The following is a 16,266-nucleotide window of genomic DNA, read 5'->3' as shown; positions in this document are numbered from 1 at the left end:
GCGAGCGCCTCGAGAATGGATCGGCATGACGACATTCAGCATCCAGGACATCTTTATTTATCCGGTTAAGTCGCTAGGCGGGATGGCGATCGACGAAGCGGAGATTACGTCGAGTGGGTCGCTCGTGGGGGACCGGGAATGGGTCGTCACGCGACCGGATGGCAGTGCGCTCTGGCAGGGCGATATCCCGCGCATGACACTGCTCTCGGCGCGTCTTGAAGGAGCCGATCTGGTCCTGCGCGGTCATGACGGCTCAGTCCGGACACAGCCTAGGGATGCAATCGGCCCGCATGTTACGGTTCAGCAAGAGGGCTATTATCTTTCAGGCGTGGATCAGGGCGACGCCGTTGCTGAGTGGCTGACGGAACAATTGGGAGCCGAATGTCGCCTCGCTCGCGTCGGCAGGGAGGCTCACCAGTGGGGAGGGCTCTACCCTATCCACGTGGTTTCCAGCGTCTCCCTGTCTGCCCTTAACCTGCGTCTGGCAGCACTTGGCGAGGCAAGTGTAGAGGTCGAGCGTTTTCGGCCCAACATTGTCCTCGCCGGCACACATGCAGCCTTTGCCGAAGAAGAGGTAACACAGCTCCAGTTTGACGGGGCATCGCTTTCCCTCCGGGAGCCTTGCGTTCGGTGCGAACTCCCCAACATCAGCACCAAAGACGGCACTCGAGGCAAACAGCCGCTAAAGCTTTTGGGACGCATGAGCCGCGAACGCCCGGCTGCACGTCCAGCGTCGTTCGGCACCTATTGCACCGCACATGGCACATATCTGCGTGTGGGCATGTCCGTGCGGCATGATGTCGAGCTTACCTGAGTTAAGCGATATGAGGCAGCATGCTCCGTCCCAAGGTGCACTATAAACCGCTGCGGGTGAAATGAGGGTGCGGGCCGACAAGGCATTCATGCATTTCGTCGCTATATTTTTCAGAACAGCTGAGTATGTCGCAGTCATCTGGAAGTGAAGATTTCTGTTAAATGCGTGTCATGCGCCAGATTGTGCACAGTCAGGCGTCAATGTATTGTATGGTACCAATCAAAATGCGGATCGTCCTTCAGGGGCTAAGCAATGCCAGGCAGTGAGATTGACGCGGCCGGAGATCAGCGCAGGTTAACGGCAGTCCGGGACTTTCCTGATCTGAGGGATCGCTACTATGAGCCGCCCCTTATTCAACTCGACAGCACTGTCTTCCCGCGCGCGGGATTGCTGATCCTCGATCAGGGGAATGAGGGCACTTGTACCGGATTTGCCACCGCAGCGGCCCTGAACATCCTCAGGCCGCGACGGCCTTCGTCGAACCGACGGGCTACATGAACTTTTTAAAGCGCGCAGCGCCTCTCGCGATCCTTGCGGCGGGTCAGGTCTATGTCATCGTCTCGGGCGGCTTCGATCTCTCGGTGGGGTCGCTGATCACGTTGGTCGTCGTCGGCTCGTCGATGCTTTCCAACAACGATCCCAACGCCACGTGGTGGGTTATTTCCGTCATGTTTGGCATCGGCCTCTGCGTGGGACTGATCAACGGGCTCGTCGTCTGCTACCTCAAAGTGCCTTCGCTAATCGCGACGCTGGGCATGATGATTACGCTCAACGGCTTCGTTTTCCTCTGGTCTGGCGGTGCGCCGCGCGGCTATCTGCCCGATACGTTCCGGTTCTTCGGTCGCGTCAACATCATGGACGTCCCCCTGATCCGCATGCTGCCCGTCGCGCTGATCATGCTCGTGGTCGTTGGGTTCATTCTCTATTGGCTCATGCATCGCACCAATCTCGGCCGCATGATCCACGCCATCGGCGACAATCCACACGCCGCTCAACTGGCCGGCGTCCCGGTCAATCGCGTCCGCATCACGGCGTTTATCATCTCGTCACTGAGTGCCGTGGTCACAGGCATTCTGCTTGGCGGTTTTGCCGGGGTCTCGACCGATGTCGGCACCGGCTATGAACTTCAGGCCATCACCGCGGCAGTTCTCGGCGGCGCCATGCTTTTGGGTGGACGCGGCTCGGTGCCGGCCACCATTGCCGGCGCCCTAACGCTCACGGCGATTTTCACACTGCTGAATTTCCTCGGATTGCCGCAGCCCGTTCGGCAGGTCGTCCAGGGGCTCATTCTCATCGCGGCGGTGGCGCTTGCCATGTACCGCCGCAAACGAACCGGGCAATAGCCCGTCATGCAGCCTTCATCGAAAGGGAGGAAACCACGATGAAAAAGATACTAGCCTACGCGTTGGCCACGGGCATGGTGCTCGGCGGTGCGGGCTTTGCCTAGGCACAAAACTTCGACGATCCCGAAGAATTCCAGCGCCAGATGGAGCAGTTGACCATGGCGCCCATGGGCCCGGAGGGCATGCCCTGGGAGCAGTATCTGGTCGATGAAATGGCCGATACCACTGAGTTCGCCTCGGAAGGCCCACACACGGTCTGTTTCTCGAATGCCGGCGTCAACAATCCCTGGCGCGTCGTCGGCTACACCAACATGACCGAGGAAGTCGCTCTTCACGAAGAGATCGGCGAATTCATCCATGTTGACGCCGAAGGCTCCGATGACAAGCAGATCGCCGACATTGCCGACCTTCTGGCCGGCGGCAATTGCGATATCCTGATCGTTTCGCCAAATACCACTGCAGCGCTGACCCCCGCCGTGGAAGACGCATGCGAGCAGCTTCCCGTCATCGTCTTTGATCGTGGCGTCGAGACAGACTGCCCCGTCACCTTCATCCACCCCGTTGGTGGCTATGGCTTCGGCATTCAGGGCGCCCAGTTCATCGCCGACAATGTCGACGAAGGCGCGAACGTGCTGATGCTGCGCATTCTGCCGGGCGTCGACGTGCTCGAAACCCGCTATTCGGCGGGCCGCCGTATCCTCGATGAAGCCGGCCTCAACGTCGTTGGTGCCGAGTTCACCGATGGCGACAACGCAAACACGAAATCCATCGTTGAAGACTATCTGCAGCGCGGCACAATCGATGCCGTGTGGATGGATGCCGGTGCGACTGCAGTTGCTGCCGTGGAAGCTTTTGAAGATGGCGGCTACGACATCCCGGTCTTCGTGGGTGAAGACCAGCAGGACTTCCTCCAGAAATGGAACGACCTCGACATGACCGCGATCGCCCCCACCTATCCGACCTACCAGTGGCGCACCCCGATCATCGCCGCCGTCCGCATCCTCGCAGGCGAACCCGTGCCGGGTCCGGAATGGGTCTTGCCGCAGCCGGCCATCACCCAGGAAACCCTCAATAACTTCATCGACGCTAGCATGCCGCCGCTCCACTACGCGATGTGCGGTTGCGAAGAGATGCCGAACTACCCCCAGGCTTGGGGCGGCGTGCAATAAGCTTCCTCCTCCTAAGGAAAACTTGGCGGGCGCTTCGGTGCCCGCTTTTTTGTCGCGGCATGGCTTGCAACCGCATCCCGAATACGCAAACCATCGCAAAACCATGGGAGGCACAATGAGCCGCATCGATACGCTTTTGGACCAGATGACGCTGGCCGAGCAGGTTTCGCTCCTTTCGGGCGAGGATTTCTGGTCACTGCCTGCCATCGAACGGCTCGGTATCGGCAAGCTCCGCGTCACCGACGGCCCCAATGGCGCGCGCGGCGGCGGGTCGCTGATCGGTGGGGTCAAATCGGCGAGTTTCCCGGTCGGCATCGCCCTCGGCGCCACATGGAATGTCGACCTCGTCGAACAGATCGGCAAGGCGCTGGCCGAAGAGACCAAGTCCAAGGGCGCACACATGCTTCTCGCGCCCACGGTCAACATCCACCGCTCGGTCACCAATGGCCGCAATTTCGAGTGTTACTCGGAAGACCCTGTTCTGGGCGGACAGTTGGCCGCGGCTTATGTCACCGGGCTGCAAGGGCAGGGGATCGCCGCCACCATCAAGCATTTCGCCGGCAATGAATCCGAGATCGAGCGGACCACAATGTCCTCGAAGATCGATGAGCGGACGCTGCGCGAAGTCTATCTCATCCCCTTCGAATATGCCGTCAAAAAGGCCGGCACATGGGGCGTGATGACGGCCTATAACCGCGTCAACGGCACCTTCGCGTCCGAACATAAATGGCTGATGACCGATGTGCTGCGCCAGCAATGGGGCTTTGACGGGGTTGTGATGTCCGACTGGTTCGGCTCGCATTCGACCGCCGAGACCGTCAATGCCGGGCTCGATCTCGAAATGCCCGGCCCCACCCGCGACCGGGGCGAAAAGCTCCTCGCAGCGGTCGACGCGGGCGAGGTCGCGCCCGAAACTATTCGCGAGCGCGCTCGCGCCATCCTCACCGTCATGGAGCGCACCGGTGCGCTTGACGATCATCGTGAGCATAAGGAGACCGCCGACGATCGCCCCGAACATCGTGCCCTGATCCGAAAGGCTGGCGCCGAGGCTATGGTGCTGCTCAAGAACGACGGTATCCTGCCGTTGTCCGGCGACCAGAAGATCGCCGTCATCGGCCCCAATGCCAAAGCCGCGCAGATCATGGGCGGCGGCAGCGCTCAGCTCAATCCCCACTATCGCGTCAGCCCGTGGGAGGGCTCGGTCGCGGCGCGCGGCGAGGGGGTTTTGACCTACGCCATCGGCTGCACGAACACCCGCTTCGAACCGCTGCTCGAAACACCTTTTCAGGTCGCCTACTTCGACAACGACACGCTTTCGGGCGAGCCGGTTCATACCGCGACCCAAGACGAGGCGCAGGCGTTCTGGATCGGTCGCATTGCCAATGGGAAGGTCGCGCCCAACCATTTCTCGGCCCGTCTCACTGGCCAATTTGTTCCCACAACCTCCGGCATTCACAGAGTCGGTGTATTTTCAGCGGGTTACTCCAGAGTTTACGTAAACGGAAAGCTGGTGTCCGACGCGTGGACGCATTGGAACAAGGGCCGCACGTTTTTTGAGGATGGCTGCGACGAGGTCATTGGCGAGGTCGATCTGGTTGCCGGCCAGCCTGCCGACATCACTATCGAATTTGCCACCAAGGCGCATTCGACCCTCGGCATCGCCGCGTTCCGCATGGGAATCTCAGCGCCGTTGGGCGGCACGGCAATCGAAGAGGCGGTCGCCATAGCGCGCGATGCCGATGTCGCCCTCGTCTTTGTCGGCCGCAATGGCGAGTGGGACACCGAAGGCAGTGACCTTGAATCCATAACGCTCCCCGGCCGCCAGGACGAACTGGTTGCCGCCGTCGCAGCTGCCAATCCAAACACCGTCGTGGTTCTCCAGACCGGTGGCCCGGTCGAAATGCCTTGGCTGGACGCAGTCGCCGGCGTGGTGCAGGCTTGGTATCCCGGCCAGGAAGCTGGCAACGCCATCGCCGATGTTTTGCTCGGGCTTGCCGAGCCCGGTGGCCGCCTGCCGCAAAGCTTTCCGGTCAAATGGTCCGACAACCCGGCACACAGCCAGGACCCAAAAGTCTATCCCGGCCAGGATGGCGAGGTGGAATACCGCGAAGGCGTGTTCATCGGCTATCGGCATTACGACCGACACGTCATAGCCCCGTTGTTTCCCTTCGGCTTCGGCCTGTCCTATTCGACATTTGCCTTCTCCGACTTCAGTATTGACGATACGGCGTTCGAAACCGAAGGCAGCGTCGACGTCTCTGTCACGGTCACCAACACGGGCCCGCGCGCGGGGTCGACGGTCATCCAGCTCTACGTCCATCCAGAAGCCCCGCCCGTCGAGCGTCCCGAGAAAGAGCTGAAGGGTTTCGCCAAGCTCGGACTCGCGCCCGGCGAATCCCGTACTGTCACCCTGTCGCTCGATGCCCGAGCCTTTGCCTATTTCGAAATGTCTCGCGGCGCATGGGCGATTACGCCCGGCAACTACCGCGTCTCCATCGGCACGGACGCCCAGTCGAGTGTAGCTGAAGGGAAAATCACCCGCCAAACGGCGCTCGAACGCAGGCCCTAATCCCCGATCCGCGGTGGTTTTCGGCCATCTCTGAACACTTGATTAAAATGCGTTGGAGAATCTGCGCCTATCGATTCAGGGGGCCGCAAGCGTGTTTGCGGCTTCCGCTTTACCGCGCGCGGCAGTTCGATCAAATCGCTCCAGAAGAATTTTTGGAGCTCAAGAATGAGCGCAATGATCAAGTCTGATTTTGTGTCTGAAACGTCTGAGATCCGGCAATTGGGAGGATTCTGGATCGTGGGCAGTCTCGAGAAACTCGAAAAGCGCGCCAGGCGCGAAGGCGAACATGCGCCTTACCGGCCGACCGGCATTGAAGTGGCGATTTCGCTGTGCATCATCGTTTCCGCCCTCGTCTGGGTCATAAATACAGTGCAATAAAGTAACAGCCCGCATCAAATCGCTGGCGTTTGGTGCCTCGCTGTTAATTTGTCGTTAAATCAGTAGTCTTCGCTGGCTGGCCGCGTTGATTTCGCTGCTATAGTCTGCACGTGAATCGGTCGTTCGCTTTTTGGGGTAGCGGTTGGCCGATGTCCTGTCAGCGGTGCTGCGGGTAGGGCGGATGGTACTGATTGACGATGGTGGGCCCCTGTATGCTGTTGTGGAATTCCGGTCACAGGGAAACCCCGATATGCGGACGGAGCGCAACCCGTCCCAGCCATTTCAGATCCGGCCGAGGCAGACTTGCCGGCTCCGTCGCGTCCGCCATTCTGGCGCTTTCGCTTGCGGCCTGCACGTCGACCAGCGCACCTGAGACGGCCAGAACCGCCCAGTCGGTGCCGCTCGCTCAGGCGATGATCTTCCCGCCGCCCGGTGGTCCGGGCCTCGTGTCGGTCGTTGAAACCAATTTCGCCAACGCCACTCGCCAGTCGATTACGCTTGCAACCGACGCGCGCACACGCGGCGAGAATAAGTTCACGATCACCCGGTTCTCCGGTCGCGGTGGCGATGGAACCTTCGGTGAGCTGCAGGATGCCTCGCTGCTCGATGCGGACCTCCTCGCCGAGGCGCGCGCGGCGTGGCCCGACGCCAATATGGAAGTATCCCCTTATTACGCCCAGAATGCCTATGGACCCTTCGGCTACGCCGTAGGGCGCGCCGCGAGCGCCGATGTCTGCATTTACGGCTGGCAGCGCATCGCACCCGGCCTGTCGCCGTCCGGCAATATCTCGCGTGGTTCGGTTGCCATAAGGCTGCAGGTGTGCGACCGCGCGGCGGGTGAAGAGCGGTTGCTCAACCTGATGTATCAGATGCGCCTGCGCGATCCGGTGTTCGAGCCTTGGCGCGCGTCTCCCAGGATCGGTGCGGCAGGTGCGCCCATCCTGCCCACCTCGGCCGAAGCTCCGGCGCTGGTGGCGGGACCCAATCCCACGCCGACGCCCGCGCCGCGCCCGGTTCAGCCTGCGCCCGCGCCCCAGCCGGCCACGCCTGTGGCCATCGTCGAGCCCCAGCCTAGCGGTCCCATCGTCCCGCTGCCGTCGGGTTCGGGCGGCGGGCAAGGCACCGGCGGCGGCAGCGTCACGGTTCCGCTTCCACCATCGAGCAGCAATTAGGAGCGGACCATGACGCGAATAGCCAGCGGATTGATCTGGGCGCTATGCGTTGTCGCACTGCTCGCCATCATCTCGCTTCCCATCAGCCTGCAAGCCCACCTGGTCAGCGCCGTCCTCTTCCTGGCGGGTATGATGGCTATCAAGACCCTGCGTCTCGGAGGTTTCTGGCGGTTGATGCTTCTGGCGCTCGGCACGGCCATCGTCCTGCGCTACGCCTTCTGGCGCACGACCAGCACGTTGCCACCCGTCGAGCAATGGGCCGACTTTATTCCCGGCCTCTTGCTGTATCTGGCCGAGATGTACTGCATCCTTATGCTGGCGCTCAGCCTGTTCGTGGTGTCGTCTCCCGTGCCGCCGCGCAAATCGCGTCGCCTCGATCCCGCCCTGCCGGTTCCCGCCGTCGACGTCTTCGTCCCCACCTATAACGAAGACTACGAGCTTCTCGCCGGCACGCTCGCCGCGGCCAAGGCCATCGATTACCCCGAAGGCAAGATGACCGTCTGGCTGCTCGACGATGGTGGCACCGTGCAAAAGCGGAGCGATCCCAATCCCGACGCAGCCCAGGCAGCGCTCGACCGTTACAACAACCTGAACGCCCTGTGTGCCGAACTCGGGGTCAATTACCTCACCCGCGAGCGGAACGAACACGCCAAGGCCGGCAATCTCAACAACGGGCTTGCTCATTCGACCGGTGATCTCGTCGCGGTCTTCGACGCCGACCACGCGCCGGCCCGCGACTTCCTGCAGGAAACCGTCCCCTATTTCGGCGAGGACGACCGCCTCTTTCTCGTCCAGACGCCGCACTTTTTTCTCAATCCCGATCCGCTGGAGCGCAATCTGCGTACGTTCGAGCGCATGCCCAGCGAAAACGAGATGTTCTATTCTCTCGTCCAGCGCGGCCTCGACAAATGGAACGCGTCGTTCTTTTGCGGTTCGGCGGCGTTGCTCAGCCGCCGCGCGCTGCAGGAAGCCAATGGGTTCTCCGGGCGCTCGATCACCGAGGATTGTGAGACCGCGATCGATCTCCACGCCAAGAAGTGGAACAGCCTTTATATCGACAAGCCGCTGATCGCAGGTCTCCAGCCCGCGACCTTCGCCAGCTTTATCGGCCAGCGTACGCGCTGGGCACAGGGCATGATGCAGATCATGCTGTTCAGCTTTCCGCTGCTCAAGCGCGGCCTGACCCTCGGTCAGCGCCTTTGCTACATGTCCAGCACGATGTTCTGGCTCTTCCCGTTTACCCGGGTCGCCTTTCTTCTCGCGCCCTTCTGCTATCTCTTCTTCGATCTGCAGATTTTTACCGCTTCGGGCGGTGAGTTCGCCGCCTATACGCTCACCTATGTGCTGGTCAATCTGGTCATGCAGAACTCGCTCTATGGCCGCTGGCGCTGGCCGTGGATTTCAGAACTCTACGAGTATGTGCAGTCCGTCCACCTGCTGCCGGCGCTTTTCGCCGTTCTGCGCAACCCGAGCAAGCCCACGTTCAACGTGACGGCGAAGGACGAGTCGATCGACGAATCCCGACTTTCAGAAATCGCGAGACCGTTCTTTTTCATCTTTCTCCTGCTTCTGGTTGGTGTGGGGTTCACGGTTTACAAGCTTGTTACCGAGCCCTACCGCGCGGAAATCACCTTGGTGGTCGGGGGCTGGAATCTGCTCAACCTCATCATCGCCGGCTGTGCACTCGGCGTCGTTGCCGAGCGGCGCGAAGCGCGGGCCAGTCGACGGGTGCCGGTCAATCGCCGCTGCGAGTTCCAGGATGCCGAGGGCAACTGGATCAAGGGCACGATCGTCAATGTTTCGAGCGGTGGGCTGGGCATCACGGTTCCCGCCAATATGCGTGGCGTGGTTCGGGACGTCCCGACCTTCGTCCGGTTCACGCCCATGTCGGACATTCCCGACAACGCTTTGGGGATCTACGTCCGTAACGTCCAGACAGCCGGAAAATCCGCCATCCTAGGCTGCCGTTTTATCAATGATCGCCCCAACGACTATCGCCTGATCGCCGACCTTCTTTATGCCAACTCGGCGCTCTGGAAAGACAGACAGGCGGCACGGCAGGTCAATATCGGCATTATCATGGGCACGCTGCAGTTCATCGCCATCGCGTTTTACCAGACTTTCCGTGGACTGGGCTATCTCGCACGCACCAGCCGGCCGACCAAGCCGGGCGCCGCCGAGGAGCCCTCATCATGAGCGTGCGCGTCCTTTTCGCCACGGTCGCCATTCTGGCCGTGCCCGTACCCGCCGGCGCGCAGATCGCGCCATTCGACATGTCGCCCGAAATCACCCAGCGCCGTACGCCCGCGCCGATGCCGCAAGCGCCGGCCCCCGCGCCGGTTGTCGTGGAAGAGGAGCCCGCCGCTCCGATCGTGGCGCCAGCGCCGCCACCCGCTGCACAGGAGCCCGAACCCCAACCCGCACCGATCCCCACGCCGGTTCCCGAGCAGCCGAGCGAGCCGACACCGGAAGCCCTGCCCGAAACCGTCGATGCCCCGCCTGTCGACCCTGTGCCCGCCGAGCCGGACGCCGTCGAACCTGCGGAAACCGTAGAGCCGCTCGCCCTCGACCGGTTCATTCTGCCGGGCGATGGCATTCGCCTCGAAGGCGAAGCGAGCACGAGGGCGTTCGATCTCTACCTCACCGAGGCTCAAGCCGCGGCGCCTGCCACCCTCGATCTCGGCCTGCTCAACGCCATTCTCGTTGCGCCGGAGAGTTCCAACCTCGGCGTTTCGATCAATGGAACCAACGTGTTGTCGACACCGATCGGCTTTGCTTCGGAACCAACGCCCCTGCAGGCGGATGTTCCAGAGGGTATTCTCGTCGCTGGTGCCAACCGCATCGTGTTCGATGCGTCCCAACGCCATCGAACCGACTGTTCGGTGGGATCGACTTACGAGTTATGGACCGACATTTACGGTCCACAGACCCGGCTTCGCTTTGCCGACCCCGCTCTCGATCAGATATCGATGATTTCCGATCTCCCGGCCATCGGCATGGCGCAGGATGGCGCGTCGCATATACGCCTCATGATGCCCGATATGGTATCGCCCGAGGCGAGCAGCGCTGCCCTCGGACTTGTCCAGTCCCTCGCGCTCGCCATGCGCGCGGCCTCGGTCGATATCGAGTTGATCGAGGCGTTGGGCGAGGACACGTCCAGCGGGACGATCACCGCCATCCTTGCCACGGCCGGCGAGCTTCCCGAAGCTGCGCAGGGCCTTGCCGATCGTGCCGCCAGCGGACCGCTCGTCGCCGTCCTGCCTGAAAGCGATGCGCCGAACACCATTTTGGTGAGTGGCCCCGACTGGGCCAGCATCGGTGTCGCCATCGCCTCGCTGCATGGCGAGGGCGTGACCGACAATCTCGGCGCCATGCGTGTGGATATTCCCTCTTCGATACCAATGGTCGAGGGCCGCCAAACCATCCCGCTCGATGACCTCGGCGTCGACACCGTTCAGTTCAACGGCCGCCGCTACACCACCGATATGCGGTTCGCGCTGCCATGGGATTTCTATGCCGAGATGTATAGCGAGGCCGAACTGATCCTCGATGCGGCCTACAGCGCAGCAGTGCTGCCCGGCAGCCAGCTCGACGTTTACGTCAACGGCCAGATCGCTGCCGTCTTCCCCGTCCTGCGGACTGATGGCGGCACCTTCCGCAATTCGCGGCTGCGCATTCCGATGACTAATTTCCGCCCGGGCATCAATCAACTCCATGTGGAGATCATCCTCCTGACGCGCGAGGATGAATTGTGTCTGCCGGGTTCGGTTGGACGCGCACAGGATCGTTTCCTGTTCTCGTCGGGTTCACGGCTGGCGTTCCCCGATTTCGGACGCATGGCGCGACTGCCCGATCTCGGCAAATTCGCCGGGGCAGGGGCGCCTTACGCCGACGATGCAGTGGTCGATATAGTCGTCGGGTCGGACGAGGCCTCGATGCGTTCCGCTATGCTCATCGCCGCCAACATGGCGCTGTCATCCGGGCGTACGGTACAATTCGCCCGCGTTGCCCCCGAAGCGCTCGACCCGACCCGTCCCGCGGTCGTCGTTGCGCCGATGGACCAGTTGGATGCCGCCATGTTGGCGCGCGGGCGTATCGTGGATCCGGCCAGCATCGATTTCGCGGCCAGCGGAGACGTCGACTCCGCGCTCGACGAGTGGCGCCGCTCAGCAAGCGGCAGCAGTGAAAATATATGGGACCGTGTCCAGTCCTGGGTGGCCGACCGTTTCGACCTGCGGCCCGAAAATTTCTGGCTGCTGCGCCGCGCCGATGGCGCCTACGTGCCGCAGGCTCCCGAAGCGGCAATCCTCAGCCAGGCCATGCAGCCCGAGGGCGGATTGTGGACCTTTCTGACCATCCCCGACGCCGATGGTTTCGAGGCTGCTGTCGATCGGCTCGTGACGCCAGAAATCTGGCAGAGTATCGATGGCCGCGTGACCGCCATCGGTCCGAACGATGCAGAACCACTGATCCTGCAGCCACGCCAGGTGCACATGATCGCCACCCAGCCATGGTCGCTGACCAATCTACGGCTCGTCGCTGCCAATTGGCTCTCGACCAATGTTCTGGCCTACGCGCTGGCGCTGGGCGGCGTTGCGGTCCTTTTGACCCTCGCCACGTCGCTCCTGCTCAACGACCGGGGAGGGCGCAAGTGAGATTTCTTGCGACAGCCATCATGATCGCCATGCTCTCCGCCACCGCCCCGGCACAGGACTCCACGGGTCCCACCATCACTCAGCCCGAATGGCAGGCCTATCGCGACGCTTTTGTCTCCGCCGAGGGACGCGTCATCGATACGGCCAACGGCAATATCAGCCACAGCGAAGGGCAGGGCTATGGGCTGCTGCTCGCCTATCTCGCCAATGATCGCGCCACCTTCGAGCGCATCTGGAGCTTTACGCGCACCGAACTCATGATCCGCGATGACGGGCTTTCGGCCTGGATGTGGTCGCCCGACGCGACGCCATCGGTCACCGATATCAACAACGCGTCCGATGGCGACCTCCTCATCGCCTACGCCCTTGCACGTGCAGGCGAGGGCTGGGACGACGCGGAAAAGCTGTTACAGGCGGGGTCGATTGCCCGCACCCTCGCGCAGAGTGCCATCTTCGAGCATGACGGCGCGAGCCTGATCAGCCCCGGCGTTATCGGTTTTTCGGCCGAGGACCGCCCAGATGGACCGGTGGTCAACCCGTCATACTGGGTATTTGAAGCCTTCCCACTGCTCGACCGTCTCGTCCCGAACCTGGGCTGGGCCGAGGTCGGCGCCGGTGGCTTGGATCTGATCGACCGTCTCACCGCCGACGGCGCGATTCCCGCCGACTGGATGGCGTTGGCCGGCGACGAAGCCATACCCGCCGAGGGCTTTCCGCCCGAATTTGGCTACAACAACATTCGCATTCCGCTCTATCTCATGCGCGCCGGCCATACGGGTGAAATCCTCGCTCAGACAGCGCAGATTTTCGACGCCGACTTCGCCCCGGCGCGCATCGATGTTACGACGGGCGAACGCCTCGAAATCATGTCGGAGCCGGGCTATCGCCTGATGGGCGCCGCTACGGCCTGCATCCTTGAGGGTACCGCCATTCCCGCCGACCTCGCCACATTCGCGCCCACGACCTATTATGCAGCCACCCTGCAGTTGCTCACCCTCGACTATCTGCGGCGCGAGCATCGCGATTGTCTTCCCACCCCGGCCAGCCCACAGGGGGTAGCGTCATGATCTTGAGACGGTTTTCCACCCTCTGCCTGGCCACGCTTGCCTTTGCCGCCCCGACGCCGTTCGCTATCGCCCAGTCGGAGCCGTTCGTCGTCGCGCAGTCGACCGTGGTCGATGAAACCGCACTGCGCTACTTCGCCCGCGAAGGCGACCAGCGCCGCGTCGATGCCGAGATAGCCCGCCTGCGCGCGCTGTTCCCCGATTGGACCCCGCCCACCAATCTCCTCGAAGACGATTTCGCCGCCGACCCGATGATCGAGCGAATCTGGGAGCTCTATGGCCAGGGCGATTTTGCCGGCGCCCGTGCCGCCATCGCTGAAAAGCAGGATGCCGAGCCCGGCTGGCAGCCCACCGAGGATATGCTGACCAGTCTCGCGCAAGGCGAGGCTGGTGTACGCCTGCGCAATGCGTCCGATGTCGGCCAGTACGAAACCGTCATATCGATCGCCGCTGAAAATCCCAGCCTTCTAACCTGCGACAGCGTCGATCTGCTCTGGCGGCTGGCCGATGCGTTTATCACGACCGACGTCACCCAGCGCGGCATCGACGCCTACAGCTATGTGCTCACCAATTGCGATAACCCGCAGGAGCGGTTCGCCACGCTTCAGCAGGCGAGCGAACGGCTGACTCCTGAACAGCTCGCGCCCCTTTTGGCGCTTGAGCGCGGCGTCAACGGGTCGGGCGAGTTCGCCTCGCTCCGTCTCGATCTGGCCCGCGAAACCATTTTGGGCGTCCTGGCCGGCCGGGCGCAGTCGGCAGATTCCGATGTCGTCGCCGAGCTTGAGGCCAGTGCGCTTGCGGATGGGCCCGCCGACGATTTGCGCCTTCTCGGATGGTATGCGCGCAGCCAGAACCGCAGCGCGGATGCGCTGGACTGGTTTGAGCGGGCCAGTGAAGCCGATCCCTCAGCCCTTTCGGCCAACGGCCTGGGCGTCACGCTTGTAGATCTCGAACGCTTCGAGGATGCCGAAGATGTCCTTTTCCCCTACGCAGAGGACACCCCGGAACTCCAGACCGTATATCTCTCCGCCGCCGCGGCGCTTCTGGCGCAGATCCCGCGTATCGAACTCGATGACGACATTCTGGCCCGTATCGTTGCCACGGCATCGGAAGCCCGCAGCGTCCCGGTGGCGGAGGAACTAGGTTGGTTTGCCTATGATTTCGACCAGCCGCGCACGGCCCAGGCCTGGTTTACCACGGCACTCGGCTGGGACCCCGAACACGAACCCGCCGCTTACGGCCTGCTGGTCTCCAGCGACAGCCTCGGAGAAACCGATACGGTTGCGTCGATTAAATCGCAATGGGGTGCACGGTCGCAACGGATCGCTGATTTCGGCACCGCCGCTGCGGTGATCACGGCGCCTGCGCGAACCACCGCCGAAGTGGCGCCCACGCCCCCTGCACGCCCTGCCCAAATCGTACAGGCGTCGACCGCACCCGCCCAGCAGGCGCGGCCTGTTGCGACGACGACCCCGACATCAGCGCCATCTGCTCCGACCGCCATCACCGTCAATTACCGGGGCTGTTCATCCTATCTGCCCCCCGCGAGTCTTTCCGCCAACGACGCCCTCAATCGCGGATGGTGCCTGCTCGACCTTTTGCGGGGCGCCGAGGCTGCTGAAGCCTTCGGACGCGCACTGCAGTCTGGTTCACAATCGGTCCGGACCGACGCCGCTTATGGTCAGTCGCTGGCCTATATTCGCATGGGCCTTGCCGAAAACGCTGCGGTCTCCGCGGCCGCCGCACCTCAACCACGGTCGCGGATCGTTGAGCTCCAGACCTCGATCCTCACTTTGACCGCGACATCGGCCTATGACGCCGGCGACTACCGTCGCGCGCTCATGGCGCTTGACGAGCGGTCACTCTATGCCGCCGAGCAAAACGATCTGCTAGTGTTGCGCGCGTGGTCATATTTCCACTTACGCCGTTACGTCGAGGCGGCACAGATTTTCGAGGCCGTAGCGGCAACGGGGTATCGCGATGCCGCTGCCGGCCTTGAGGCCGCCCGCGGCATGCTCCGGCGCTAGGCTACGTCGGTCGGGCGGTGGAGTTTCACTTCTCGTCTGCAGCCGCCGGCTCGATTGGAAATTCGAGCGACAGCAACGATCCCTTTTCGCACGCCTCGTAGGCAAGCGTGCCGCCGATTTGCTGCGCCAGTCCGATAACGAGCCGCCGACCCATACCCTCGGACGGCATCTTTGGGTCGAACCCGACACCATTATCGACGATCTTCAGCAGCGCATGCTTGGGGTCGACGCGTGAGAGCGCAACTGAAATCGTGCCGGCCCGGCCATCGGGAAAGGCATATTTTATGGCGTTGCACAGCGCCTCGTTCACGATCAGCCCCAACGGCATCAAGTGATCGCGGTGAACGTAAACGGGCGCAATATCGGTCGTGACTTCAGCGCGAGTATCAAACCCTGCCACGATGTCGGTCACCAGCTTGGTGAGATAATCGGAAACCTCGGCGCTCTCGAACTGGTCAGTGCGATAGATGTGGTAAGCCTCCGGCGAGGACCACGGCGGCTATTGCTCGTCGCTAGGGCTAGGTCAGGCGGCCTTGGTCATGGCCTGCGGCGCCCAGGTCCAGGGAAGAAGTTCTTTGAGCCGGTTCTGCGGCATGTCGGCAATGCGGGCGAGGACGTCGGCGAGCCAGGCCTGGGGATCGATATCGTTGAGCTTGGCCGAGACAATAAGGGTGTACATGAACGCGGCCCGGCGGGCACCGCGGTCCGAACCAGCGAACAGCCACGCTTTTCTGCCAAGGGCAATTCCGCGCAGCGCCCGCTCGGCTGCGTTGTTCGAGAGGCATATGCGGCCATCCTCAAGGAATGCGGCAAAGCCTGTCCAGCGCGCGAGCATATAGTTCATGGCCTTTGCCACAGGAGCGTGACGCGAGAGCTTTTCGCGCTCGGTCATCATATAGGCATGCAGCTCCTCAACCAGTGGCGCGCAAAGCCGCTGCCGCTCGGCAAGGCGCTGATCAGGCGGCAGGCCATAAAGATCGCGTTCGATGGCAAAGATCTCGTCGATCCTGCGCACCGCCTCGAGCGCAACCGGAGAGATGGCGCCGCCCTTGCCGTTCTTTTTTCGAACCCTTTC

At 62.4% G+C, this 16,266-nt stretch carries 12 protein-coding genes; 10 read left to right on the top strand and 2 right to left on the bottom strand.

The annotated features are described in order from the left end of the window. Nucleotides 1–25: 25 nt before the first annotated feature. The 10 genes from BLR31_RS19045 to BLR31_RS19000 all read left to right on the top strand — a co-directional run bounded on the left by BLR31_RS19045 (nt 26) and on the right by BLR31_RS19000 (nt 15,191). Complete coding sequence (locus BLR31_RS19045; RefSeq protein ID WP_090599272.1) at nt 26–814, top strand: MOSC domain-containing protein; 789 nt, start codon at nt 26–28, stop codon at nt 812–814. A gap of 494 nt (nt 815–1,308) precedes the next feature. Beyond that, nucleotides 1,309–2,157 (top strand): ABC transporter permease, encoded by an 849-nt coding sequence (locus BLR31_RS19040; RefSeq protein WP_090599380.1) that lies wholly within the window; start codon nt 1,309–1,311, stop codon nt 2,155–2,157. Nucleotides 2,158–2,315: 158 nt separating this feature from the next. Then, nucleotides 2,316–3,326: a substrate-binding domain-containing protein gene (locus BLR31_RS19035; protein ID WP_210183954.1), complete on the top strand. Its 1,011-nt coding sequence runs from the start codon at nt 2,316–2,318 to the stop codon at nt 3,324–3,326. A 115-nt stretch (nt 3,327–3,441) separates the two neighbouring features. Continuing rightward, nucleotides 3,442–5,895, top strand: coding sequence for a beta-glucosidase (locus BLR31_RS19030; protein WP_090599265.1), 2,454 nt, complete (start codon nt 3,442–3,444; stop codon nt 5,893–5,895). Between the two features lie 165 nt (nt 5,896–6,060). Beyond that, nucleotides 6,061–6,273, top strand: a complete 213-nt coding sequence (locus tag BLR31_RS19025; protein ID WP_143009452.1) for a hypothetical protein — start codon at nt 6,061–6,063, stop codon at nt 6,271–6,273. A 212-nt stretch (nt 6,274–6,485) separates the two neighbouring features. Further along, nucleotides 6,486–7,445, top strand: a complete 960-nt coding sequence (gene bcsN / locus BLR31_RS22210; protein ID WP_176762769.1) for a cellulose biosynthesis protein BcsN — start codon at nt 6,486–6,488, stop codon at nt 7,443–7,445. A 9-nt stretch (nt 7,446–7,454) separates the two neighbouring features. Then, nucleotides 7,455–9,641 carry a UDP-forming cellulose synthase catalytic subunit gene (bcsA, locus tag BLR31_RS19015; RefSeq protein WP_090599255.1) on the top strand — a complete coding sequence of 729 codons (2,187 nt, stop codon included), beginning with the start codon at nt 7,455–7,457 and terminating at the stop codon, nt 9,639–9,641. Continuing rightward, the gene (locus BLR31_RS19010) at nt 9,638–12,100 is read left to right on the top strand and encodes a cellulose biosynthesis cyclic di-GMP-binding regulatory protein BcsB (protein WP_090599251.1); all 2,463 of its coding nucleotides are present in this window, start codon (nt 9,638–9,640) and stop codon (nt 12,098–12,100) included. Before bcsA ends, BLR31_RS19010 begins: the two co-directional genes overlap by 4 nt. Continuing rightward, the gene (locus BLR31_RS19005; protein WP_244505142.1) at nt 12,097–13,167 is read left to right on the top strand and encodes a family 8 glycosyl hydrolase; all 1,071 of its coding nucleotides are present in this window, start codon (nt 12,097–12,099) and stop codon (nt 13,165–13,167) included. Before BLR31_RS19010 ends, BLR31_RS19005 begins: the two co-directional genes overlap by 4 nt. After that, the gene (locus BLR31_RS19000; protein ID WP_090599244.1) at nt 13,164–15,191 is read left to right on the top strand and encodes a hypothetical protein; all 2,028 of its coding nucleotides are present in this window, start codon (nt 13,164–13,166) and stop codon (nt 15,189–15,191) included. The genes BLR31_RS19005 and BLR31_RS19000 overlap by 4 nt, the downstream gene beginning before the upstream one ends. A 25-nt stretch (nt 15,192–15,216) precedes the next feature. On the opposite strand, the gene BLR31_RS18995 is transcribed toward BLR31_RS19000, so the two are convergent. Together BLR31_RS18995 and BLR31_RS18990 are read right to left on the bottom strand one after the other, a co-directional pair. Continuing rightward, complete coding sequence (locus BLR31_RS18995) at nt 15,217–15,591, bottom strand: sensor histidine kinase (RefSeq protein WP_143009451.1); 375 nt, start codon at nt 15,589–15,591, stop codon at nt 15,217–15,219. 123 nt (nt 15,592–15,714) lie between these two features. Next, on the bottom strand, nt 15,715–16,266 hold a 552-nt coding region (locus BLR31_RS18990), incomplete at its 5' end, for an IS66 family transposase (RefSeq protein WP_143009450.1).

It is taken from the genome of Pelagibacterium luteolum, from assembly GCF_900100665.1.
Taxonomy (GTDB): Bacteria; Pseudomonadota; Alphaproteobacteria; order Rhizobiales; family Devosiaceae; genus Pelagibacterium; species Pelagibacterium luteolum.
The sequence above is the reverse complement of the archived record's forward strand: the minus strand, read 5'-3'. Positions and strand labels throughout refer to the sequence as shown.

What these genes read in the sequence shown, in the direction of transcription:
- BLR31_RS19045 (WP_090599272.1), top strand. Translation starts at nt 26, where the DNA reads ATGACGACATTCAGCATCCAGGACATCTTTATTTATCCGGTTAAGTCG.
- BLR31_RS19040 (WP_090599380.1), top strand. Translation starts at nt 1,309, where the DNA reads ATGAACTTTTTAAAGCGCGCAGCGCCTCTCGCGATCCTTGCGGCGGGT.
- BLR31_RS19035 (WP_210183954.1), top strand. Translation starts at nt 2,316, where the DNA reads ATGGCGCCCATGGGCCCGGAGGGCATGCCCTGGGAGCAGTATCTGGTC.
- BLR31_RS19030 (WP_090599265.1), top strand. Translation starts at nt 3,442, where the DNA reads ATGAGCCGCATCGATACGCTTTTGGACCAGATGACGCTGGCCGAGCAG.
- BLR31_RS19025 (WP_143009452.1), top strand. Translation starts at nt 6,061, where the DNA reads ATGAGCGCAATGATCAAGTCTGATTTTGTGTCTGAAACGTCTGAGATC.
- bcsN (WP_176762769.1), top strand. Translation starts at nt 6,486, where the DNA reads ATGCTGTTGTGGAATTCCGGTCACAGGGAAACCCCGATATGCGGACGG.
- bcsA (WP_090599255.1), top strand. Translation starts at nt 7,455, where the DNA reads ATGACGCGAATAGCCAGCGGATTGATCTGGGCGCTATGCGTTGTCGCA.
- BLR31_RS19010 (WP_090599251.1), top strand. Translation starts at nt 9,638, where the DNA reads ATGAGCGTGCGCGTCCTTTTCGCCACGGTCGCCATTCTGGCCGTGCCC.
- BLR31_RS19000 (WP_090599244.1), top strand. Translation starts at nt 13,164, where the DNA reads ATGATCTTGAGACGGTTTTCCACCCTCTGCCTGGCCACGCTTGCCTTT.